We start from the raw sequence: 22061 nt of genomic DNA on the forward strand, positions 1-22061 counted from the left end.
TGATCTACACGTCGGGTTCGACGGGGCGTCCCAAGGGTGTCGTGGTGCCTCATGAGGGCATCGTGAACCGGCTGTTGTGGATGCAGGACGAGTACGGTCTCGCCGCCGATGATCGCGTGTTGCAGAAGACGCCGTCGAGTTTCGACGTGTCGGTGTGGGAGTTCTTCTGGCCGCTCCTGACCGGTGCGACGCTGGTGGTCGCCAGACCGGACGGGCACCGGGATCCGCGGTATCTCGAGGAGCTGATCCGCGACCAGCGGATCACGACCCTGCACTTCGTCCCGTCGATGCTGGAGGCGTTCCTCGCCGGAGAACCGCGGTGGCACGGCGTCCGCCGGGTCCTGTGCAGTGGTGAGGCGCTGCCGCCGGAACTGGCGGCTCGCGTGGACGTCCCCCTGTACAACCTCTACGGGCCGACAGAGGCTTCGGTGGACGTGACCTCGTGGGAGATTGTCGACGACACCGTTCCCATCGGACGCCCGGTGTGGAACACGCAGGTCCACGTGCTGGACGCCCGGCTCCGCCCGGTTCCGCCGGGCGTGGCGGGCGAGCTGTACCTGGCGGGCGCGCAACTCGCGCGCGGCTACCTCGGCCGGGCCGGGCTGACCGCCGAGCGGTTCGTGGCGAACCCGTTCGCCGAGGGGGAGAGGATGTACCGCACGGGGGACCTCGCGCGGTGGCGTGCCGACGGCGTGCTCGACTATCTCGGCCGCGCCGACGACCAGGTCAAGCTGCGCGGCTTCCGGATCGAGCTGGGCGAGATCGAGTCCGTGCTCTCCCGGCCGGTCCCGGCGCGGGTGGTCCTGCGGGAAGGCAGGCTCGTCGCCTACCTGGCCGGGACGGCCGACGTCGAAGAGATGCGGCGGCTGGCGGAGGCCGCTCTGCCGGAGTACATGGTGCCGTCGGCGTTCGTGGTGCTGGACGGGTTCCCGTTGACACCCAACGGGAAACTCAATCGGAAGGCACTGCCCGCCCCGGACTTCTCCGGCGAGGTCACCGGCGACGCGCCGCGCACACCACGCGAGGAACTGCTCGCGTCGCTCGTCGCCGGGGTGCTCGGGCTGGAGACGGTCGGTGTCCACGACGACTTCTTCCGCCTCGGCGGGGACAGCATCGTCGCGATGCAGCTGGTCGGCCGCGTACGGAGTGCCGGGCTGCTGCTGAGCCCGCGTGACGTGTTCCGGCACCGGACCGTCGCGGCCCTGGCCGAGGTCAGCTCGGTGCGCCTCGACGCGCCCGCGCCGGCGAGCGGGAAACCGTTGGTGGAGCTCGATGCGGGCGAACGTGCGGAGATCCTCGACGTCGCGCCGGACACGGCCGAGGTGTGGCCACTGACGCCGTTGCAGGCCGGGTTGCTCTTCCACGCGACGATGGACGGCGACGGACCGGACGTCTACACGGTCCAGGTGTCCTTCGATCTCGACGGGCCGCTCGATCCGGTCCGGCTGCGTGACGCCGCCCAGGCACTCGTCGACCGGCATGCCGTCCTGCGCACCGGCTACCGCTACCTCGCGTCCGGCCGCCCTGTCGCGCTGGTGGCGCGTTCGGTCACGGTTCCCTGGCGTTTCGTGGCTTCGGCGGACACCGTCGAAGCGGAGATGGCCCACGACCGGCGCCGTTTCGATCCGGCGGCCGGGCCGGTGCTGCGTTTCCTGCTGCTCGCCGTGGCGGATGGACGGCACCGGCTGGTGTTCACCCATCAGCACGTGCTGCTCGACGGCTGGTCGGTGCCGCAACTGTTCGCGGAACTGTCCCAGCTGTACGCCGGCGCGGACCTGCCGCCGGTTCGTCAGTACCGAGACCATCTCGGCTGGCTCGGCGATCAGGACCGTGAGGCTGCCGAGGCCGCTTGGCGGCAGGCGCTCAGCGGCCTGACCGAACCGACGCATCTCGTCCCGCACGACCCGCAGCGGGTCCCGGCCCTGCCGGAGCGGCTGTCGCTGGAGTTGCCGAAGCAGGAGACCGAGGCGCTGGGCGGGCTCGCCCGCTCGCGCGGTCTGACGCTGAACACGCTGGTCCAGACCGCGTGGAGCATCGTGCTCGGCAGGCTGACCGGCCGGTCGGACGTCGTGTTCGGCGCGACGGTCGCCGGGCGCCCGCCCGAACTGGCCGGGGTCGAGCGGATGATCGGCCTGTTCATCAACACGATCCCGGTGCGGATCGTGCTCGACCCGGCCGAAAAGCTGGGCGACCTGCTCGACCGGGTCCAGGACGAGCAGTCCGGCCTGCTCGCGCACCAGCACTCCGGGCTCGCCGACATCCAGCGCGGCGCCGGACTGGGGGAGCTCTTCGACACGCTGATGGTGTTCGAGAGCTATCCGGGCGCGGACGAGGACGAGACCGGAGCCGGGCTGCGCGGGGAGATCGTGCGCCACGAGGACTCCACGCACTATCCGCTCACCTGGGCGGTGGAACCCGGCGCACGGCTGAAGCTCACCGCCGAGTACCGCTCCGACCTGTTCGACGCCGGCCTGCCGGAACGGCTTCTCCCCGCGATGGCGCGCGTGCTCGCCACGATGGTGTCCGCTGTGGACACCGTCGTCGGCAGGGTCGACATCCTGGCCGACGCCGACCTCGACCTGATCGTGCGCGAGTGGAACGGGACGGCGCTCGCCGTCGAACCGTCCACGGTGGCCGGTCTGTTCGAGGACCAGGTCCGGCGTTCGCCCGAAGCCACGGCAGTGGTGTCCGGCGAGGTCACGTTGACCTTCGCCGAACTCAACGAGCGCGCGAACCGGCTCGCCAGGGCCTTGGTCGCCCACGGTGTGGGGCCCGAGGACTTCGTCGCCTTGGCCTTGCCGCGTTCGGCGGACGTGCTGCTGGCGATCCTCGCGGTCCACAAGGCCGGCGCGGCGTACCTGCCGCTCGACCCGGACTATCCGGCCGAACGGCTGGCCGCGATGCTCGCCGACGCGAGGCCCAAGGTGATCCTGACCGAACCCGAGCTGCTGGAGTCGTTGCCCCGGACGAAGATCGAGACGCTGGCGCTGTGCGCGCTCGTCACCGAGGACCGGCAGGCGCACGACCTGACCGATCGGGACCGCGTTCGCCCGCTAGGCCCGGAGCATCCGGCGTACGTGATCTACACGTCGGGCTCGACGGGGACGCCCAAGGGGGTCGTCGTCCCGCATCGCGGCGTGGTCAACCTGTTTCACAGCCACCGCGCCACCTTGCACCGGCCCGCGGTCGAGGCCACCGGAAAACCGCATCTGCGGGTGGGACACGCGTGGTCGTTCTCGTTCGACGCCTCCTGGCAGCCGCAGTTGTGGCTGCTCGACGGGCACGCCGTGCACATCGTGGGCGAGGAGACCAGGCGCGATCCCGAACTGCTGGCCGCGATGATCGAACGGGACGGTTTCGACTTCATCGAGGTCACTCCGTCGTTCTTCGCGCAGATGGCGGACGCGGGGCTGCTCGACGGCGACCGGTGCCCGCTCGCGGTGATCGGGGTCGGCGGTGAGGCGGTACCCGAGAGCCTGTGGCGCCGTCTGGCCACACTGGAGGGAACCGAGGCCTTCAACCTGTACGGGCCGACCGAGTCCACAGTGGACGCCCTGGTCGCGAGGATCGGCGACAGCGAGAAGCCGCTGGTCGGCAGGCCGGTCGCGAACACGCGTGCCTACGTGCTGGACGCGGCGCTGCGGCCGGTGCCGCCCGGGGTCACCGGTGAGCTGTACCTCGCGGGCTCCGGTCTCGCCCGGGGTTACCTCGGGCGGGCGGCGCTGACGTCGGAGCGGTTCGTGGCGGATCCGTTCGGCCCGGCGGGAGCCCGGATGTACCGCACCGGCGACCTCGCCCGCTGGACCGCGGACGGTCGGCTGGACTTCGGCGGACGCGCCGACGACCAGGCGAAGATCCGCGGGTTCCGGGTCGAACCCGGCGAGATCGAAGCCGTGCTCGAACGGCACGACGATGTCTCTCAGGCCGTCGTCCTGGTGCGCGAGGACCGCCCGCGGGTGAAGCAGTTGGTGGCGTACGTGGTGTCCACCGCGGATCGCGACGAGCTGCGGCGGTTCGCGGCCGAGACGCTGCCGGACTACATGGTCCCGGTGGCGTTCGTCACCCTCGACGCGCTTCCCGTGCTGTCGAACGGGAAGCTGGACCGCAAGGCGCTGCCCGCGCCGGACTACTCGGAGCTTTCCGGTGGCCGGCCGCCCGAGACCGCGCTGGAGAAGACATTGTGCGCGCTCTTCGCAGAGGTGCTCTACGTGCCGGAACTCGGTGCCGACGACGACTTCTTCGCGCTCGGCGGGGACAGCATCGTCGCGATGCGGCTGGTCGGGCGGGCTCGCGCGGCCGGGCTGAAGATCACGCCGCACGAGGTGTTCGCGCGCCGGACGGTCGCGGCGCTGGCCGAGGTCGCCGAGCGCATCGAAGACGACGGTACGGTCGCGCTCACGCCGATCATGCACGCGCTCCGCGAACTCGGCGGCCCGATCGACGGCTATCACCAGGCGGCGTTGCTGCGGACGCCGTCCGGGATGACCGGCGAGCAGCTGAAGACCGTGCTCGGAGTGCTCGTCGCGAGGCACGACATGCTGCGCGCGCGGCTCGATCGGTCGGTGGACGGCTGGGTGCTGCGGGTGGCCGAATCCGCCGAGGTGCTCGTCGAGCGTGTCGACGTCGAAGACGGTGATCTGTTCGCCCTGATCGAGCGGCACGCGGAGACGGCCCGTGCCCGGCTGGACCCGGACGCCGGCGTGATGCTGAACGCGACGTGGTTCGACGCGGGATCATCGGGCCCCGGACGACTGCTGCTGATGATCCATCACCTGGCCGTCGACGGCGTCTCGTGGCGGATCCTGCTGCCGGACCTCGCTTCCGCCTGGGAAGCTGTCGCACGCGGTGAGGAGCCGGAACTGTCCTCTGTGGACACATCGTTCCGGCGGTGGTCGCGGGCACTGTCCACACAGGATCGTGAGGGCGAGCTGGACCGGTGGAAGTCGGTGCTGGGCGGCGGGGATCCGATCCCGCTGGACCGGCCGCTCGACCCCACGCGGGACGTGCAGGGAACCGTGAAGAAGGTGTCGCTGACGTTGCCCGCCGAGCGGACGGCCCCGCTGCTGTCCCGGGTGCCGTCGGCGTTCCGGGCGACGATCAACGACGTCCTGCTCACCGGCCTCGCCCTCGCTGTCGCACGGTGGCGCCGGGACGGAGGGCAGGCGGTGCTGGTCGACGTCGAGGGACACGGCCGCGAAGAGGAACTGGCCGCCGGGGCGGACCTTTCGCGGACGGTCGGCTGGTTCACCAGCGTCGTCCCGGTGTGCCTGGACCTGGGCGACCTCGACCTGGAGGACGCGTTCGCGGGCGGAGCCGCCGCCGGTGACGCGCTCGAGCGGGTCCGGATCCGCCTCGACGGGCTGCCGGACGGGGGCATCGGACACGGCGTACTCCGGTATCTCGACCCTCGTACCCGTCCTGAGCTCGCGAAGTTCGCGAAGCCACAGATCGAGTTCAACTACCTGGGCCGGATCGGCGTCCCCGAGGCGACCGACTGGTCGTACGCCCCGGAGGCCGAGGCGGCCGAACTCGGCCCCGACGACGGGATGCCGGTCTCGCACGCGCTGACGATCAACGTCCTGACCGAGGACCGCCCCGGCGGCCCCGAACTGGGCGCACACTGGACCTGGCCGGAGGCCGTGCTCACCGAAGACTCGGTGCGGGAACTCGCGGAAGGCTGGTTCCTCGCGCTGGACGCGCTCATCCGCCGGGCGGATTCGCTGGATTCATCGGAAACAGAGAAGGAGAACACGGCATGACGAACCCGTTCGAGAACCCGGACGGCACGTACCTGGTGCTCGTCAACGACGAGGGTCAGCACAGCCTGTGGCCCGAGTTCGTCGAGGTCCCGGCGGGCTGGACCACGAAGTTCGGCCCGGCTTCGCGTCCGGAGTGCCTCGAATACGTCGAGACGAACTGGACGGACCTGCGGCCCGCTTCGCTCGTCAAGGCCATGGAGTCCTGACCCGCTTCGTTCCGTGAAGGCCTCCTTGAGGGACCCAGGGTCCCTCAAGGAGGCCTTCACGGACTTGTGTTGTTCAGAATCGCGACCGAATTCGGCCATAGAACGTGAGTAGCGTTCGGGTTATGGATCGAAGAGCGTTCATGGTGACCGCCGGTGGTGCGGCGGCAGGGGCAGCGATGCTGCCGGGTCAGGCGGAAGCGCAACCCCAGGCCCAAGGGAAGTGGGGTCCGCACTGGCCGGTCGTCCGCTTCAACATCCTCAGCGACATCCAGGGTGACCTCACCGACTTCGGTCGCGCGCTCGACGACCTGCACGCGATCAACCCTGGCAGTGCGGGACTCGGTATCGCGGGCGACCTCACCCCGCGCGGCTACGACTTCGAGTACGCCCAGCTTCGCTCGACCTTCGACAAGCACCCGCATCCGCGCGAGGTCGCGTGGGCCATCGGCAACCACGAGTTCTACGTCCCGAAATGGCGGGATCCCGACACCCTCGCCCAGGAGACCTGGCCCAACGGGACGACCGAGGACTCACTTTTCCGCAGCTTCTACCGGTTCGCGGGCCGCAACACCGTCTACAGCGAGACGTCGTTCGGCGGGGTTCCGGTGCTCTGCCTCGGAACCGAGAGGTACGCGAAGTACCACGACCCCAAGCTGTGGGACGAGGTCTGGATGAGCGACCGCCAGTTCACCTGGCTCGAACAGCGCCTCCGGTACTGGTCGAACCGGCGCAGCCCGGTGATGGTGCTGACCCATCATCCGCTGCCCAACACGGTTTCCGGCACGCACAACAAGCTCTACCGGTCCGATTATCTCCAGCCCGACAGGCTTCTCGCGATCCTCGGCCGCCATCCGGACGTGTTCCTCTTCTCCGGGCACACGCACTGGGATCTCAACCTGTCGGACTGGGTGGTCCGCCGGGTGGTCCCGGGAACCGGCAACCTCGAAGGGTTCACCGTGGTCAACACCGCGGCCGTGCAGACCGGGTGGACGGACGACGGCAAGGGCGGGGAGGTGTCGCTCGGCGGCGCGTTCAACCAGGGACTGCAGGTCGAGGTCTCGCCTGGTTCGGTGGTCATCAAGGCCCGCGACTTCACCACGAAGACCTGGCTGAAGCAGATCACCGTTCCGCTGCACAACTTCCGGCCTCGTGAGTGGTAAGGACGATTAGAGAGCCGAAAGTCAAAGGTGTCATGTCACAGCGGTGCCGTGTGAAGGACCCTTGCGAGTACATGATGGCCCCCTTCCTTGCGCCAGGCGCAAGGAAGGGGGCCATCATGTACCGCGCACGGCCTTCGCGCGTTATCGCTGTGACTGCTGATGTGCTTGGGGCCGCAGGTGTCGTTCGGGTGTCCGTGAAGGCCTCCTTTGCCCTACCGCTCGATAGAACCGTCCCGGTATTTGCCTACCTGCTGCTGACCTGCACGAAGGCGACGAGCGAGGTGACCCGGTCCCCGGCCATGATCAACGGAGGATCCGGGACACTCAACGTCCCCGATCCTCCGTTGATCAAGGTCGTGCCACTCAAGCGCTGGAGCCGACACGCCGAGCGGGGACGATTCCGGACGCTGAACGTCCGAAATCGTCCCCGCTCACGAGCTCAGTTGGCCGGTTTGACCTCGGTCTTCGGGTCACCGTCGACCGCGGCGGACAGCTGCGGGACGATCCGGTCGATCACGTACGGCAGGCTCAGTACGGTCACGAAGGAGACCGCGCTGCCGTAGGTGCTTTCGTTCTCGATGAAGACCTCGCGCTTTTCCTTCGCCACCTTGAGACCGGTGTAGAGCGCGTCCTTGCCGAGGATCTCCTGCGCCTTGGCCGGGGTGTCGATGAGCCACACGAGCGCGTCGCGGTCGAGCAGGTCGGTCCGTTCGGCGCTGAGGCTCTTGCCGAACTTGTCACCGATGGCGGCGTCGAGGTCGGCGGGCAGCTTGAAGCCGACCGATTCGAGGATGCGCGAGCGCGGATCCTGGCTGCCGTAGACGAAGTAGCCTTCGTAGGTCGACGCCATCAGCGCCGACTTGCCCGCGAATTCCGGGTGCTCCTTGCGAATCTGGGCGAACTTGTCCTCGACACCCTTGACCAGTTCGCCGGCCTTGGTCGCGCGCCCGACGGCCTGGCCGACCTTCTTGGTCGCCTCCTGCCACGGGATGCCGTAGTCGTTGTACTCCTTCGGCTGCGCGACGACCGGGACGCCGATCTGACTCAGCTTGTCGTACTGCTCCTTGGTGAGCCCCGAGTACAGCGCGATGATCAGATCCGGCTTGAGCGCGGCGATCTTCTCGTACTGCGGCCCGTCCACGTCCTTGAGGACCTCGGGCAGCGCGGCGCCACCGAGCTTGTCGGTCGCCCACGGGCCGATGGTGCCGGGGAACTTGCCGAGCCATTCGGTGACACCGACCGGGACCACGCCGAGGGCGAGCAGCGCGTCCTGTTCGGTCAGGCCGACCGTCACGACGCGCTTGGGCTCCTGGGTGATGGTGGTGCTGCCGTACTTGTGCTCGATCGTGGTCGGGAACGCGTTCGCGTCGACCGCGGAGCCTGCGGAGTTCTGCGCGGCCGGGGTGGCCGACTCACCGCCTCCTCCGCACGCGGTGAGCGAGGCGGCCAGCACCAGGGTGGACGCCAGCAGGCCGGCGGTCTTCAGGCGCCCGCGCACGGCGGAGAGAGTGGGGATTCGGGCCATCGTCCGTCCTTCGTGATCGGCGGTCCGGCGCAGTGCCGGGTTAATCGAAATCAGGTTTGGCTAACCTAAGACGCGGACGGGTCGATTGCAACCGGTGACGCTGCGTCCCGGGTCACGTCTGTGAACGGTTGTCAGACCAGGCCGCCCAAAGCGTTGCGTATTGACCGCCGGAGGCCACGAGTTCGTCGTGCGTCCCGCTTTCGACGATCACGCCCGCGTCGAGCACGACGACACGGTCCGACGCCGCCGCCTGCGTCAGCCGGTGCGCGACGACGAGACCGGTCCGGCCTTCGAGCGCGGCGGCCGCGGCGGCTTCGAGGGTCTTCGCGCCCGCGCTCCCGGCTTCGGCGGTGGCCTCGTCGAGGATCGCGATCGGCGGGTCCGCGAGGACCAGTCTCGCCAGCGCCAGCTGCTGCGATTGGGTGACAGTCAGCTGATGCCCGCCTTCGCCGACCACGGTCGCGAGACCTTCGCTCAGCGCCTCGGCCCAGCCGCGCGCGCCGACTTTTTCCAGTGCCGTCAGCAGTTCCGCGTCGGACGCGCTGGGACGGGCGAGGCGGAGATCGTCCGCCAGCGAACCGGCGAAGACGTGCACTTCCTGACTGATCAGCGCGACCGCCTGCCGCGTGGCGGACGGCCCGAGCTCGTCGAGCGGGACCCCGCCGACGGAGACCGTGCCCGCGGCCGGGGTGTGGATCCCGGCGATCAGCTTGGCCAGCGTCGTCTTCCCGGCTCCGCTCGCGCCGACCAGTGCCACCCGTTCGCCGGGGGAGAGGCTGAGGTCGACGTCCCGCAGTACCGGATGTCCGTCCACATAGGAATGCGAGATTCCCGCCGCCTTCACCGAGGCGTCGACGGGTTTCGCGGGCGACTCGGGTTCGCGAGGCGCGGGCAGATCGGCGACACCGATCAGCCGGGCGAGGCTCGCGGCGGCCGCCTGCGCGTCGTCCACGAGCGCGAGCGCGGTGTTGATCGGACCGAACAGGCTGTGGAAGTACAACGCCGCCGCCGTCGCCGCGCCGACGGTCACCGCGTCGGCGCCCACGAGCAGGAAACCGGCCGCGAGCACCGCCGAGAGACCGACGAACTCGGCCAGATTGAGCCGGGCGAAGAACTTCGTCATCAGCCGGACGCCGCGCAGCATCAGGTCCATCGCGCCCTCGGACCGCTGCCGGACGCGCTCCACGTGGGCGTCCGCCAGACGGAACGCGCGGACGGTCTTCGCGCCGCCGATCGTGTCGAGCAGTTGCTGCTGCTGCGAACCCGTCGCGATCCGCTGCTTCGCGTACAAGGGGACGGCGTTGCGGACGTACCAGCGCACCGTGTGCAGCTGGATCGGTGTCGCCAGCAGCGCGGCCAGAAGGAACCGCCAGTCGAGGACGGCGAGCGCGCCGAGGGTCAGCACGATGGTGAGCACCGAGCGGCCCAGTTCGGGCAGGGCCTCGCGGACCGCCCTCGCGACCACCGTGACGTCGTTGGTGACGCGGGCCGTCAGGTCGCCGGAGCCCGCGCGTTCGACCTGTCCCAGCGGGAGGCCCAGCGCCCGGTCGACGAACCGTTCGCGCAGCTCCGCCAGCAGCGTTTCGCCGAGCTTCGCGGTGAGCGAGACACCCAAGGCCGTCGCGATCGCCTGTGCGACGGCGACCAGGACCAGTGCCACCACCGGTGTGGTCAGCTCGGTCGCCGGCCGCTTCTCGATGACCAGGTCGACGATGTGGCCCAGCAGACGGGCGGTGAGCAGTCCGATCGCGGTCGCGCCGGCGAGCAGCACGAGCGCGCCGGCGGCACGGGCCTTCGAGGTGCGGAGCAGTTCGCCGAGGACCGCGCGGATCCGCTTGCCGTCGGCCGTGGGGAGGAGTTCGCGGGTCATGACAGCACCGCCGCGCGGTAGTCGGCGCGATCGCGGGCGAGTTCGGCGTGGCCGCCCTCACCGGTGATCCGGCCGCCGTCGAGGACGACGACACGGTCCGTCACGGCGAGCAGGGCGGGGCTGGTGGTCACCAGGATCGTGGTCCGTCCTTGTCGTAGCCGGGCGAGCCCGGTGGCGATCTTCGCCTCGGTCACCGTGTCGACCGCCGTCGTCGGATCGTGGACGACGAGCACCGGCGCGTCCGCGGCGAGCGCGCGGGCGAGCGCGACACGCTGTCGCTGGCCGCCGGACAAGGAGCGTCCGCGCTCGGTGACCGCGGTCGCGGTGCCGTCCGGCAGCGCCGCCGCGACCTCGTCCGCCGCTGACGCGGCCAGCGCTTCGTCGGGTGAGCGGTCGCCGGAGTGGACGTTCTCCGCGAGCGTTCCTTCGAACAGGTCCGCGTCGTGCGCGGCGACCAGGACGACCTCTCGTACCCGGTCGGGGTCCACAGTGGACAGATCGACGCCGTCGACGTGGACCTTGCCCTCGGCCGGATCGCCCGCGCGGCCGAGGCAGTCGAGCAGATCGGTCGCGGCGGCCGGATCGGCGGCGACGACGCCGATCAGCTGCCCGGCCGGGATGTCGAGGTCGACACCGCGGAGGCTGCCGTAGGAAACCTCGGTGAACCGGACATTCCCCGTGGCGGGCGACGGGAGTTCGCCGTCGCCGGCCTCGACCACCGTCGGCGTGGTCAGCAGGTCGGCGACCCGGGACGCCGACGCGCGGCCCTGCGCCAGTTCGCCGTTGACCCACGAGAAGATCAGGAACGGGGTGAGCAGGAACTGGGCGAGCCCGACGGCCGCGACGAGGTCGCCGACGCTGATCGACCCCGACGACGCGAGATGCCCGCCGACGAGGGCGACGATCGCGATGAAGACGCCGGTCAGCGCCAGCACCGCGCCGTCGTGCCAGGCCTTGGCCCGCGCGGCGCGCAAGGTCGCCTCGAGCGAGTTCCGGCTCGTGTCGCGATAGCGGGCGACGGCGGCCGGTTCGGCGCCGATCCCCTTGAGCACCCGCAGACCGGAGACCAGATCGGTGGCGACCCCCGAGGCGTGCGCGGAACGTTCCTGCTCCGCCTCGCTGCGGCGCTCCAGCGGCTTGCCGATGAGATGCGCGAGGTACAGCAGCGGCGGCGTGCCCAGGAGTACGAGGAGACCCAGCGGGAGCGAGATGCGCAGCAGGGCGATGGCGCTGACCAGTACCCCGGCGAGCGCGGCGATCCCGAACGGCAGCGCCGCGTTCACCACCCCGACCCGCTGCGCGTCGCTGGTGCCGATGTTGACCAGTTCGCCCGCCGGCTTGCCGTGCTCGGCGCCGCCGCCGGGATGCAGGACCCGCCGGCTGATCGCGATGCGGAGGTCGTGCGCCGCCCGCAGCGACGCGCCTTCGGCCGCACGCGCGGCGAACCGGTAGCTGTAGGACAGTCCGGCGAAGACCACGCCGAGTACGGCGATCCAGAATACGAGCGTGCCCGCCGAACCGCCGTCGACCGCCCGGTCGATCACCACCCCGATGATCACCGGGACGAGTGCTTCACCGCCCTGGTGCCCGGCGGCGAGCACGGACGCGAGCGTGACCTGCCGTCGCTGCCCGGAAATCGCCTGGCGCAGGACGCTCCGGCTGGTGGTGGCCGTTGCGGACACCGGCGCCTCCATTTCTCAGGGGTAGGTAAGGCTAGTCTAAGTAGGTGGCTCGTTGAGGTGAACTCCGGCGTTCGGTTAGCCTCGCCTCACTTGAAGGAGGTTTCGTGGTCGTCACCGAACGCCCGCCCGCCGCGGTGTCCCCGCCGAGCGCGGCGGCACGGACGTTCCGCGCCGGCGGTCTGGTGGTCGGGCTCGCCCTGCTGGCGCTGATGTTCCTGCTCAGCATCTGGGTGGGGTCGAAGAGCATCCCGTTCACCTCCACCTGGTCGGTGCTGTGGCACAACGACGGCTCGACCGACGCGGTGATCATCCACGACCTCCGCATCCCGCGGACCTTGCTGGGGGTGGTCGTCGGGGTGGCGCTCGGCCTGGCGGGCGCGGTGATGCAGGCGCTCACCCGGAACCCGCTCGCCGACCCCGGCCTGCTCGGCGTCAACACCGGCGCCGCGGCCGCGGTCGTGTCGGGGATCGCGTTCGTCGGCGTCACCGGCGTGCTCGGCTACATCTGGTTCGCCTTCGCCGGGGCGGCGATCGCCTCGGTCGTGGTGTACGTCCTCGGCTCGGCGGGCCGCAGCGCCACGCCGGACCGGCTCGTGCTCGCCGGTTCGGCCGTGATGGCGGTGCTCCAGGCCTACATCGTCGGCGTGCTGTTGCTGATGCCGGAGACGTTCAACCAGTTCCGGTTCTGGAACGTCGGTTCGCTCAGCGGCCGGAAATGGGACGTGCTGCTGCAGATCTCGCCGTTCGTCGTGGTCGGCGCGATCATCGCGCTGCTGCTGGCCCGGCCGCTCAACGTCCTCGCGCTCGGCGACCAGACCGGCAGGGCGCTCGGCGCCCACGTGGGCCGCACCCGGGTGCTGGGCGCCGTCGTGGTGACCCTGCTCTGCGGCGCGGGTACCGCGGCCATCGGGCCGGTCCTGTTCCTCGGGCTCGCCGTACCGCACGCCGCGCGCATGCTGGTCGGCCCGGATCAGCGCTGGGTCCTGCCGTATTCGATGCTGCTCGCGCCGATCGCGCTGATCGGCGCCGACGTCGTCGGCCGCGTGCTGAACCCGCCGGAGGAACTGCAGGCGGGCATCGTGGTCGCGTTCCTCGGTGCGCCGGTGTTCATCGCGCTCTGCCGCCGCAGGAAGCTGGCCCGGCTGTGACCGCGATCAAGGAGCACTTACCGATGAGCACCCGCGTCCTGCGCACCCCGGGCGGCGGACTTTCCCTGCGCGTCACCCCTCGGGCCGCGATCGTCGTCGCACTCCTGGCCGTCGCCGTGTTCTTCGTCGGCGCGGTCAGCATGACCACCGGCGACTACCCACTGTCGGTCGGCGAGGTCATCCAGACGCTGTTCGGTTTCGGCGACCGGAGCACCGAGTTCATCGTGACCACCCTGCGGCTGCCCCGGCTGCTGACCGCCCTGCTGGTCGGCGGCGCGCTCGCGGTCAGCGGCGCGATCCTGCAGAGCCTGTCCGGCAATCCCTTGGGCAGCCCCGATTTCATCGGCTTCACCGAAGGCGCCGCCGCCGGTGCGTTGCTGACGATCATCGTGGTGCACGGCGGCATGCTCCAGGTGTCGTTGGGCGCGCTCGTCGGCGGCGTCGCGACGGCGGCGCTGATCGCGTTGCTCGCGCTGAAAGGCGGCGTGCACGCGTTCCGGCTGATCCTCGTCGGCATCGGGGTGAACGCGATGCTCATCGCGTTCAACTCCTATCTGATCACCAGGGCCGCCTGGCAGGACGGCCTCGCGGCACAGGCGTGGCTCGTCGGCGGGCTCAACGGACGCGGCTGGGAGCACGTCGTCCCGGTCGCGATCGCCATCGCCGTCCTGCTTCCGCCAGCCCTCGTCTACGGCAGAAGGCTTTCCCTGCTGGAGATGGGCGACGACTCGGCCAAGGGACTCGGCGTGCCGGTCCAGCGGAGCCGGATCGTGCTGCTCGGGGTCAGCGTCGGGATGTGTTCGATCGCGACGGCGGCCGCCGGCCCTATCGCGTTCCTGGCCCTCGCCGCGCCTCAGCTGGCGAAGCGGCTCACACGGTCTTCGGGACCAGGGCTCGCCGCCGCCGCGCTGATGGGCATGCTCCTGCTGGTCACGAGCGATCTGATCACCCAGCAGTTCCTGGCAGGCCTGCCCGTCGGTCTCGTGACCGGGGCGATCGGCGGGCTGTACCTGGCCTGGCTGCTGGTGTCCCGGCGCGGGGTCAGCCGAGCTGCGCGCTGACCGGCTCGATCGGCGCGGGCTCGCCGAAGCGGGCCAGCGCGAGCGCCGCCGAAACCGCGAGCACGAACCCGACCACCGCCACGGCCGCGAAGCCCGGTCGCGTGGTGTCGCCCAGCACGAGCACGCCGATCAGGGACGGGAAGACGGTCTCGCCGATCACCATCATCGCGGTCGAGGTGGTGACACTGCCGCGCTGCAACGCGGTGGCGTAGAACAACATCGCCAGCGCGCCCGCCACGGCCAGCGTGTACGTCGCGGGGTCGGTCAGCAGATCCAGCGGGGCAAGACTGGTGAGCGCGCGGCCGGAAAGGGCGACCACGCCGAAGCACAGTCCCGCGATCAGGCCCAGCGCCGGTGTCCGGATCCGCCGCGACGCGCGCCCGGCGAACATCCCGGCCGTGCCGAGAACCACGACGGCGCCGATCAGCACGAGCCGGAAACCCAGCCCGGTCGACACCGAGCCCTCGCTCTCCGCCGACATCCCGAGCAACGCGAGCCCGGCGCAGACGACCGCGACGGCCGTCCACTCCCGACGGCCCAAGCGGACACCGAGTGCCCGTGCGGCGACCGCGGTCACGGCGAGGCTTCCCGCCAGCGCCGCCTGGACGACGAACAGCGGCAGCACCCGCAGGGCGGCGACCTGGGCGACGAACCCGATGACGTCCAGCGCGAGACCCGCGACGAACTTCCATTGCCGCAGCACCCGCACGAGCAGCCGGGGATCGACGCGGTCTTCGACGCCCGTGGTCGCTTTCGCGGCGATCGCCTGCATCACCGAAGCGACCCCGTACGCACAAGCCGCGAAGAACGCGCAAATCAATCCCCACCACATGAACGATGAGCCTAGTCCTGCACGCCGTGTAGGGTTGCCGCATGTCGAACACGAGTTCGAGCGCCGTCGAGCCGGTGGGGCGGGCCTGGCCGGACAGGATCGCCGAGGACGAAGCCGGGATCCAGTGGGACTTCCTGCGTTTCCTCCGCGCGACCGCGGTGAACAAGGTCGCCGGGCTGACCAGGGAGCAGGCGGCCGCGACACCGCTGCCGTCGTCCCCGCGGATGAGCGCGCTGGGGCTGCTCAAGCATCTGACCGCGGTGGAGCGCTGGTGGCTCTCGATCGAGGCGGGCGGTGCCGACCTGCCTTCGCTGTGGGAAGGGTCCCCCGATCCGAGCTGGGACCTGACCGAGGACGACGACCCGCGCTCGGTCGTCGAGGCGTACCGCGCCGAGTGGGCGTTGGCGGAGTCGTCGCTGGCCGGGGTCTCGCCGGACGATCGTGCGCGCAAATCAGGGAAGTTCACCGTCCGCTGGGTGCTCGCGCACGTCGTCCAGGAGACCGCGCGGCATGTGGGGCATCTGGACATCCTGCGGGAGCTGGCCGACGGCACCACGGGCGAATAGCACCGTAAGGTGTGTGCATGGCTGACAGGCTGTACTTCCGGCAGTTGCTCGCGGGCCGTGACTTCGCGGTGGGGGACCCCGTCGCGACGCAGATGGTCAACTTCGCCTATCTGATCGGCGACCGGGAGACGAACGAGGCCGTGATCGTCGATCCGGCGTACGCCGTCGGCGATCTGCTGGACCTGCTGGAAGCCGACGGCATGCGGCTGACCGGTGTCCTCGCCACGCATCACCACCCCGACCACGTCGGCGGCGAGATGATGGGCTTCTCGCTGCCGGGGATCGCGGAACTGCTGGAGCGTGTCCAGGTGCCGATCCACGTCAACGGCGCCGAGGCCGAGTGGGTCCGCCGCATCACCGGTGTCTCTCAAACCGACCTGCGCTCGCACGAGCACGACGAGGTCCTCGAGGTCGGCGCGGTGCCGATCCGGTTGTTGCACACGCCGGGACACACCCCGGGCAGCCAGTGCTTCCTGGTCGACGGACGGCTCGTCTCGGGGGACACGCTTTTCCTCGAAGGCTGCGGCCGGACCGATTTCCCCGGCGGTGACGCGGAAGCGATCTACCGGAGCCTGCAGTGGCTGGCCGGGCTGGACGGGGATCCGGTCGTCTATCCGGGACACCAGTACTCGGCCGAACCGTCGGCGAACCTTTCGCGGGTGAAGGCCACGAACTTCGTGTTCCGGCCGAAGTCGCTGGAGGAATGGCGGCTGATGTTCGGCGGCTGAGCCCTGGCCCCTCGTGAGTGGTAAGGACGGTTAGAACCGTCCTTACCACTCACGAGTTCCTCAGAGAGTGCGGGAAAGAGCCAAGGCCGCGGTCCGTACCGCGGGCGCGACCCGGTTGGTGTGCATGCGATTCGCCCAGCCGGAGATCGACAACGCCGCCACCGCGACCCCCTGCGCGTCGAGCAGCGGGCTCGCCGCGCAGACGACGCCGACGCCGGATTCCTCCCGCTCGAACGCGATTCCTTCACCATGAATCTTGGCGAGCTGACGGCGCAGCAGGCCCGCGGCGGTGATCGTCCGCACGCTGACCCGTGGCAATCCGGCGTCGATCACTTGTGTCACAACGGATTCCGGGGAGAACGCGAGGATCGCCTTGCCGACGCCGGTGGCGTGCGCGGGAAAACGGCCACCGATCCGGGACGGCAGTGACGGCGCGTCGGGGCCCCGCAGGATGTCGAGATAGACGACCTCGGTGCCTTCCAGGACCGCGAGGTGCACGGTGTTGCGGGTCGCCTCGCGGAGATCGGCGAGATACGGACGCGCCGCCTCGACGAGTCCCCGTCGCCGTACCGCCAGTTGGCCTATCTCGAACAGTTTCAGCCCGAGCCGCAGCGCCGCGCCCTCGCGTTCGAGCAGGCCGGTCGCGACCAGGTGCCCGGTGAGCCGGTGCACGGTCGATTTCGCCAGTCCGGTCCGCCGCGCCAGTTCGGAAACCCCGAGCGCGTCGTCGCCGGGGCGGAAGGCCGAGAGCAGCGCGGAGATCCGGGCGGCGACGAGGCCGTCCGCTCCGGTTCGTTCCGGGTCGTCGTTCCGCCCAGCGGCACGCATGGGTTGAGTGTGCCCTATCCGCTCGGGGAGCGTCACCAGGCATGGCGCAACGGAAAGCGGTGGCCGCGATCGTCGGTCCCGGGAACATCGGCACCGACCTGCTCGCGAAGCTGAGGCGCAGCGAACACGTCGAGGTGCGGTACATGGTCGGCGTGGACCCGGACTCGGACGGGCTGGCCAAGGCCGCGGAACTGGGACTGGAGACCTCGGCCCGCGGCGTCGACTGGCTGCTGTCGCGCGATGAACTGCCGGACCTGGTCTTCGAGGCGACGTCCGCGAAGGCGCATCTGGCGAACGCGCCGCGGTACGCCACCGCCGGAATCCGCGCGGTCGACCTGACCCCGGCCGCGGTGGGCCCGTTCACCTGCCCCGCCGTGGGGCTGCCCGAACGGCTCGACGTGCCGAACGTCAACCTCATCACCTGCGGTGGTCAGGCCACGATCCCGATCGTGCACGCGGTGTCCCGGGTGACGCCGGTGCCCTATGCGGAGATCGTCGCGTCCGTCTCGTCGCGCTCGGCCGGGCCGGGCACGCGGGCGAACATCGACGAGTTCACCGCGACGACGGCGCGCGGGATCGAACTCGTCGGGGGAGCGAGCCGGGGCAAGGCGATCATCATCATCAACCCGGTCGAACCGCCGATGATCATGCGCGACACGGTGTTCTGCGCGATCGACCCGGACGCGGACTTCGACGCGGTGAGCGAATCCATCCACCGGATGGTCGAGACCGTCCAGGGTTACGTGCCGGGCTACACGCTCAAGGCGGACCCCCAATTCGATCCACCCCGGCCGGGCTGGGGCGGTCAGGCGCGGGTCGCGGTGTTCCTGGAGGTCGCAGGGAACGGGGACTTCCTGCCGAAGTACGCCGGGAACCTCGACATCATGACGGCCGCGGCCGCCCGTGTCGGCGATCTTCTGGCCACACAGGAGGTGGCGGCATGAGCTGGGACGACGTGCACCGCGAGGTCCGGCTGGTCGACACGAGCCTGCGCGACGGCAGTCACGCGATGGCGCACCAGTTCACCGAAAAGAACGTGCGCGACACCGTCCGGGCGCTGGACGACGCCGGGGTCTCGCTGATCGAGGTCAGCCACGGCGACGGACTCGGCGGCTCGACGTTCAACTACGGGTTCTCCCTGGTCGACGAGCGGAAGCTGATCGCCGCGGCGGTCGACGAGGCACGGCACGCGAAGATCGCGGTGCTGCTGCTGCCGGGACTCGGCACGGTCGGCGACCTGCGGGTGGTCGCCGACCTCGGCGCGGGCGCGGTCCGGATCGCGACCCACTGCACCGAGGCCGACGTCTCCGTCCAGCATTTCGGCGCGGCGCGCGAGCTCGGGCTGGAAACGGTCGGTTTCCTGATGCTGTCTCATATGTCCACGCCGGAAGCGCTGGCGAAACAGGGCCGGATCATGGTCGACGCGGGCTGCCGATGCGTGTACGTCGTCGACTCCGCCGGCGCGTTGATCCTGGAGGAGGCCGCCGACCGGATCGCCGCACTGGTGGCGGAATTCGGGGACGAGGCGCAGGTCGGCTACCACGGGCACCAGAACCTGAGCTTCGGTGTCGCGAACTCGGTACTCGCCTATCGGGCGGGCGCCCGGCAGATCGACGGTTCGCTCGTGGCGCTCGGCGCGGGCGCGGGCAACTCGCCGACCGAGGTCCTCGCGGCGACCTTCGAGCGGCTCGGGATCCGCACGGGCGTCGACAAGGACGTGCTGATGGACGCGGCCGAGAACGTCGTGAAGCCCTACATCACCCGGCTGCCGGTGATGGACCGGTCGTCGATCGTGCAGGGATTCGCCGGGGTGTACTCGAGTTTCCTCCTGCACGCGGAGCGCGCCGCGGAGCGGTACGACGTCCCGGCGCACGAAATCCTCTATCGCGTCGGCGCCGCGAAATACGTGGGCGGGCAGGAGGACATGATCATCGACATCGCCCTCCAGCTGGTCGCCGAACGCGGTCAGGGCTGACGGTCGGCGCCGAGCACGAGGCGGACGCAATGCTCGATGAGGCGCTCGCGGCTCACCTTGAGCGAGCCGTCGAGGTAGGCGATGAACACGTTGCTCAGCGCGCCGACCAAGCCGATCGAGATCATCTGCCGCTCGGCCGCGTCACCGTGGGACAGCTGTCCGCTGACCAGTTCGGCGAAGGAGGGGAGGAGCGCGATCCCGCGGGTGGTCAGCGCGGGATCGGTGATCGGCGCGAGCAGGAGTACACGGCCCTTGCGCGGGTCGTCGAGCATCAATTCGACGAACGCGCGGACGGCGGCCTTCGCCCGTTCGGCGGGTTCGGCCGTGTCGCTGACCGCGTCGACCAGTGCCTGCCGCGCCTGTTCGCCGATGTGCTCGTAGACCGCCACGACGAGCTCCTCGCGGTCGGCGAAGCTCTCGTAGAAGTACCGCTCCGTCAGCTTGGCATGACGGCACACCGCGCGGACGCTCACCCCGGCGCTGCCCTGGGTGCCGAGCAGGTCGAGGCCCGCGTCGACGAGTTGTCCCCGTCGCGCGGCCTTGCGGTCGTCCAGGGTCGTGCCTGCCCAGCTCCGGCCGGCCATGATCGGCTCCTCTTGTTGACTACGGCCGTTGTCAACCTTAACCTGACAACAGTTGTGGTCAATTTAACCAGCTCATTGAGGAGACCGGGGATGACACAGCCGCGGCCGCTGGGACCGGATTCGCTGACCTGGAAGTACTTCGGCGACTGGCGCGGGCTGCTCATCGCGCTCTGGGCCGGATCCATGCAGAACATGCACCCCGAGCTGGGCGCGGGCGTCGAGGAGCACTCGCGGTTCTTCGAGGAGCGCTGGCAGCGGCTGTTCCGCTCGCTGTACCCGATCGGGGGAGTGATCTACGACGGTCCGCGGGCTCGGCGAACCGCGCTGGAAGTCCGTGGCTACCACGATCGGATCAAGGGCGTCGACAAACACGGGCGGCGCTATCACGCGCTCAACCCGGACACGTTCTATTGGGCGCATTCGACGTTCTTCATGAGCGCGATCCTCATCGCCGACAACTTCGTCGGAGGTATCGGCGAGGCCGAGAAGCGGAAGCTGTTCGACGAGCACGTGCAGTGGTACGAGATGTACGGCATGAGCATGCGCCCGGTGCCGGAGTCGTGGGAGGACTTCCAGCTGTATTGGAAGCGCATGTGCGAGGACGTGCTGGAGGACAACAAGGCGACCCGCGACGTCCTCGAGATCAAGGACATCGCCAAACCGCATTTCCTGCCCTGGCTGCCGGAATTCGCCTGGAACCTCGTCCGAGGGCAGGTGGCGCGGAACTTCGTCTGGCTGACGGTCGGCCTGTACGACCCGCCGATCCGCGAGCGGCTCGGCTTCACCTGGACCGAACGCGACGAGCGGCGGCACCGCCGCGTGGGGAAGCTGATCAACGTCGCGTTCAAGCTGGTCCCGCACGATCGCCGTTACCATCCGCGCGCCAGGGCGGGCTGGCGCCGGGAGCGTGGCGAACTGGCCCCGGACGCGCCGTTGGTCGAGACTCCCGCGAGGAACCTTCCGCCGCTTTCGGAGCGGGGCAAACCCGAGCACTACTCACCGAACGTCTGACGAGGAGCCTCGATGAAGCTTGGTTACCACCTCGGCTACTGGTCCTCCGGCCCGCCCGAGGGCGCGCTGGACGCGGTCTTGCGGGCCGAAGAACTCGGCTTCGATTCCGTGTGGACCGCCGAGGGCTACGGCTCGGACGCGTTCACCCCGCTCGCCTGGTGGGGCGCGTCGACCAGCCGGATCAAGCTCGGCACCAACATCGTGCAGATGTCGGCGCGCACCCCGACCGCGACGGCGATGCACGCGCTGACGCTGGATCACCTGTCCGGCGGCCGGTTCGTGCTCGGGCTCGGCGCGTCCGGGCCGCAGGTGGTCGAGGGCTGGTACGGGCAGCCCTATCCGAAGCCGCTCGCCCGCACCCGCGAGTACGTCGACATCGTGCGGAAGGTCGTCGCGCGTGAGGCGCCGGTGACCCACGACGGGCAGCACTTCCAGTTGCCGCTGCGGGGCGGCACAGGGCTCGGCAAGCCGCTCAAGTCCACAGTGCACCCGTTCCGCGAGGAGATCCCGATCTTCCTCGCCGCCGAGGGGCCGAAGAACGTGGCGCTGTCGGCGGAGATCTGCGACGGCTGGCTCCCGCTGTTCTTCTCGCCGAAGAGCGACGCCTTCTACCGGACGGCGCTGCAGGAGGGCTTCTCGCGTCCCGGTGCCCGGCACGGTTTCGACGATTTCGAGGTCGCCGCGTCGGTTCCGGTGCTCGTCCACGACGACGTCGAAGAGGCCGCGAGCTGGATCAAACCGTCGCTCGCGCTCTACATCGGCGGCATGGGCGCGAAATCGGTCAACTTCCACCACGACGTCTTCGCCCGGATGGGGTACGAGGACGTCGCCGACAAGGTCCAGGAGCTGTACCTGGCCGGCCGCAAGGACGAGGCGACCGCCGCGATCCCGACGTCGCTGGTCGAGGACACCTCGCTGATCGGGCCCGCGGAAAAGATCCGTGACGAACTCGCCGCGTGGGAGGAGACCGTGGTGACCACGCTGCTCTTGCGGGGCGATGCCGCGACGCTCACGAAGGTCGCGGAGACCCTCGCGTAAACGATCGAGCCTCGGCCGCCAACGTCGCGAAAGCCACAGTGATGATGATGTGTGTGGACGGAGACCTTGCAGGGTCTGGCCCGGAAAG

General features: G+C 69.9%; 17 protein-coding genes. 11 read left to right on the top strand and 6 right to left on the bottom strand.

The window, feature by feature from the left end:
* The 3 genes from H074_RS07385 to H074_RS07395 all read left to right on the top strand — a co-directional run.
* A partial coding sequence (locus H074_RS07385) for a non-ribosomal peptide synthetase (RefSeq protein ID WP_007029403.1) occupies positions 1–5759 on the top strand: 5759 nt, incomplete at its 5' end.
* Positions 5756–5965, top strand: a complete 210-nt coding sequence (locus H074_RS07390; RefSeq protein WP_007029404.1) for an MbtH family protein — start codon at positions 5756–5758, stop codon at positions 5963–5965. The genes H074_RS07385 and H074_RS07390, both read left to right, overlap by 4 nt.
* A 122-nt stretch (positions 5966–6087) precedes the next feature.
* The gene (locus H074_RS07395) at positions 6088–7125 is read left to right on the top strand and encodes a metallophosphoesterase family protein (RefSeq protein ID WP_063705348.1); all 1038 of its coding nucleotides are present in this window, start codon (positions 6088–6090) and stop codon (positions 7123–7125) included.
* 439 nt (positions 7126–7564) lie between these two features.
* Here H074_RS07395 and H074_RS07400 read toward each other — a convergent pair whose 3' ends face one another.
* From H074_RS07400 to H074_RS07410, 3 genes are all read right to left on the bottom strand, one after another.
* A complete protein-coding gene (locus H074_RS07400; protein WP_007029406.1) occupies positions 7565–8650 on the bottom strand; it encodes an iron-siderophore ABC transporter substrate-binding protein in 1086 nt (361 codons plus the stop codon).
* A gap of 112 nt (positions 8651–8762) precedes the next feature.
* Positions 8763–10520 (bottom strand): ABC transporter ATP-binding protein, encoded by a 1758-nt coding sequence (locus tag H074_RS07405; RefSeq protein WP_007029407.1) that lies wholly within the window; start codon positions 10518–10520, stop codon positions 8763–8765.
* Complete coding sequence (locus H074_RS07410) at positions 10517–12202, bottom strand: ABC transporter ATP-binding protein (protein WP_007029408.1); 1686 nt, start codon at positions 12200–12202, stop codon at positions 10517–10519. Before H074_RS07410 ends, H074_RS07405 begins: the two co-directional genes overlap by 4 nt.
* A 104-nt stretch (positions 12203–12306) precedes the next feature.
* On the opposite strand from H074_RS07410, the gene H074_RS07415 reads away from it, so the two are divergent.
* Positions 12307–13350 carry a FecCD family ABC transporter permease gene (locus H074_RS07415; RefSeq protein WP_007029409.1) on the top strand — a complete coding sequence of 348 codons (1044 nt, stop codon included), beginning with the start codon at positions 12307–12309 and terminating at the stop codon, positions 13348–13350.
* Between the two features lie 23 nt (positions 13351–13373).
* Positions 13374–14411, top strand: a complete 1038-nt coding sequence (locus tag H074_RS07420; RefSeq protein WP_051071896.1) for a FecCD family ABC transporter permease — start codon at positions 13374–13376, stop codon at positions 14409–14411.
* Here H074_RS07420 and H074_RS07425 read toward each other — a convergent pair.
* Positions 14392–15243, bottom strand: coding sequence for a DMT family transporter (locus H074_RS07425; RefSeq protein WP_007029411.1), 852 nt, complete (start codon positions 15241–15243; stop codon positions 14392–14394). The genes H074_RS07420 and H074_RS07425 overlap by 20 nt on opposite strands.
* 41 nt (positions 15244–15284) lie before the next feature.
* Here H074_RS07425 and H074_RS07430 point away from each other — a divergent pair, with 41 nt between their 5' ends.
* Positions 15285–15809 carry a DinB family protein gene (locus tag H074_RS07430; protein ID WP_007029412.1) on the top strand — a complete coding sequence of 175 codons (525 nt, stop codon included), beginning with the start codon at positions 15285–15287 and terminating at the stop codon, positions 15807–15809.
* Between the two features lie 17 nt (positions 15810–15826).
* On the top strand, positions 15827–16537 hold the full coding sequence (locus tag H074_RS07435) for an MBL fold metallo-hydrolase (RefSeq protein ID WP_007029413.1): 711 nt from the start codon (positions 15827–15829) through the stop codon (positions 16535–16537).
* 60 nt (positions 16538–16597) lie between these two features.
* On the opposite strand, the gene H074_RS07440 is transcribed toward H074_RS07435, so the two are convergent.
* The gene (locus H074_RS07440) at positions 16598–17365 is read right to left on the bottom strand and encodes an IclR family transcriptional regulator (RefSeq protein ID WP_007029414.1); all 768 of its coding nucleotides are present in this window, start codon (positions 17363–17365) and stop codon (positions 16598–16600) included.
* Positions 17366–17406: 41 nt separating this feature from the next.
* Here H074_RS07440 and H074_RS07445 point away from each other — a divergent pair, with 41 nt between their 5' ends.
* Together H074_RS07445 and dmpG are read left to right on the top strand one after the other, a co-directional pair.
* On the top strand, positions 17407–18309 hold the full coding sequence (locus H074_RS07445; RefSeq protein ID WP_007029415.1) for an acetaldehyde dehydrogenase (acetylating): 903 nt from the start codon (positions 17407–17409) through the stop codon (positions 18307–18309).
* Complete coding sequence (gene dmpG / locus H074_RS07450) at positions 18306–19340, top strand: 4-hydroxy-2-oxovalerate aldolase (protein WP_007029416.1); 1035 nt, start codon at positions 18306–18308, stop codon at positions 19338–19340. Before H074_RS07445 ends, dmpG begins: the two co-directional genes overlap by 4 nt.
* Here dmpG and H074_RS07455 read toward each other — a convergent pair.
* Positions 19331–19924 (bottom strand): TetR/AcrR family transcriptional regulator, encoded by a 594-nt coding sequence (locus H074_RS07455; RefSeq protein WP_007029417.1) that lies wholly within the window; start codon positions 19922–19924, stop codon positions 19331–19333. The two genes, dmpG and H074_RS07455, sit on opposite strands and share 10 nt — an antisense overlap.
* Positions 19925–20014: 90 nt before the next feature.
* On the opposite strand from H074_RS07455, the gene H074_RS07460 reads away from it, so the two are divergent.
* Together H074_RS07460 and H074_RS07465 are read left to right on the top strand one after the other, a co-directional pair.
* Positions 20015–20935 carry an oxygenase MpaB family protein gene (locus H074_RS07460; RefSeq protein ID WP_007029418.1) on the top strand — a complete coding sequence of 307 codons (921 nt, stop codon included), beginning with the start codon at positions 20015–20017 and terminating at the stop codon, positions 20933–20935.
* A gap of 12 nt (positions 20936–20947) precedes the next feature.
* Positions 20948–21973: an LLM class F420-dependent oxidoreductase gene (locus tag H074_RS07465; protein WP_007029419.1), complete on the top strand. Its 1026-nt coding sequence runs from the start codon at positions 20948–20950 to the stop codon at positions 21971–21973.
* Positions 21974–22061: the final 88 nt, after the last annotated feature.

Origin of the sequence: Amycolatopsis decaplanina DSM 44594 (genome assembly GCF_000342005.1) — a bacterium.
In the GTDB taxonomy this organism is placed as follows: Bacteria; Actinomycetota; Actinomycetes; order Mycobacteriales; family Pseudonocardiaceae; genus Amycolatopsis; species Amycolatopsis decaplanina.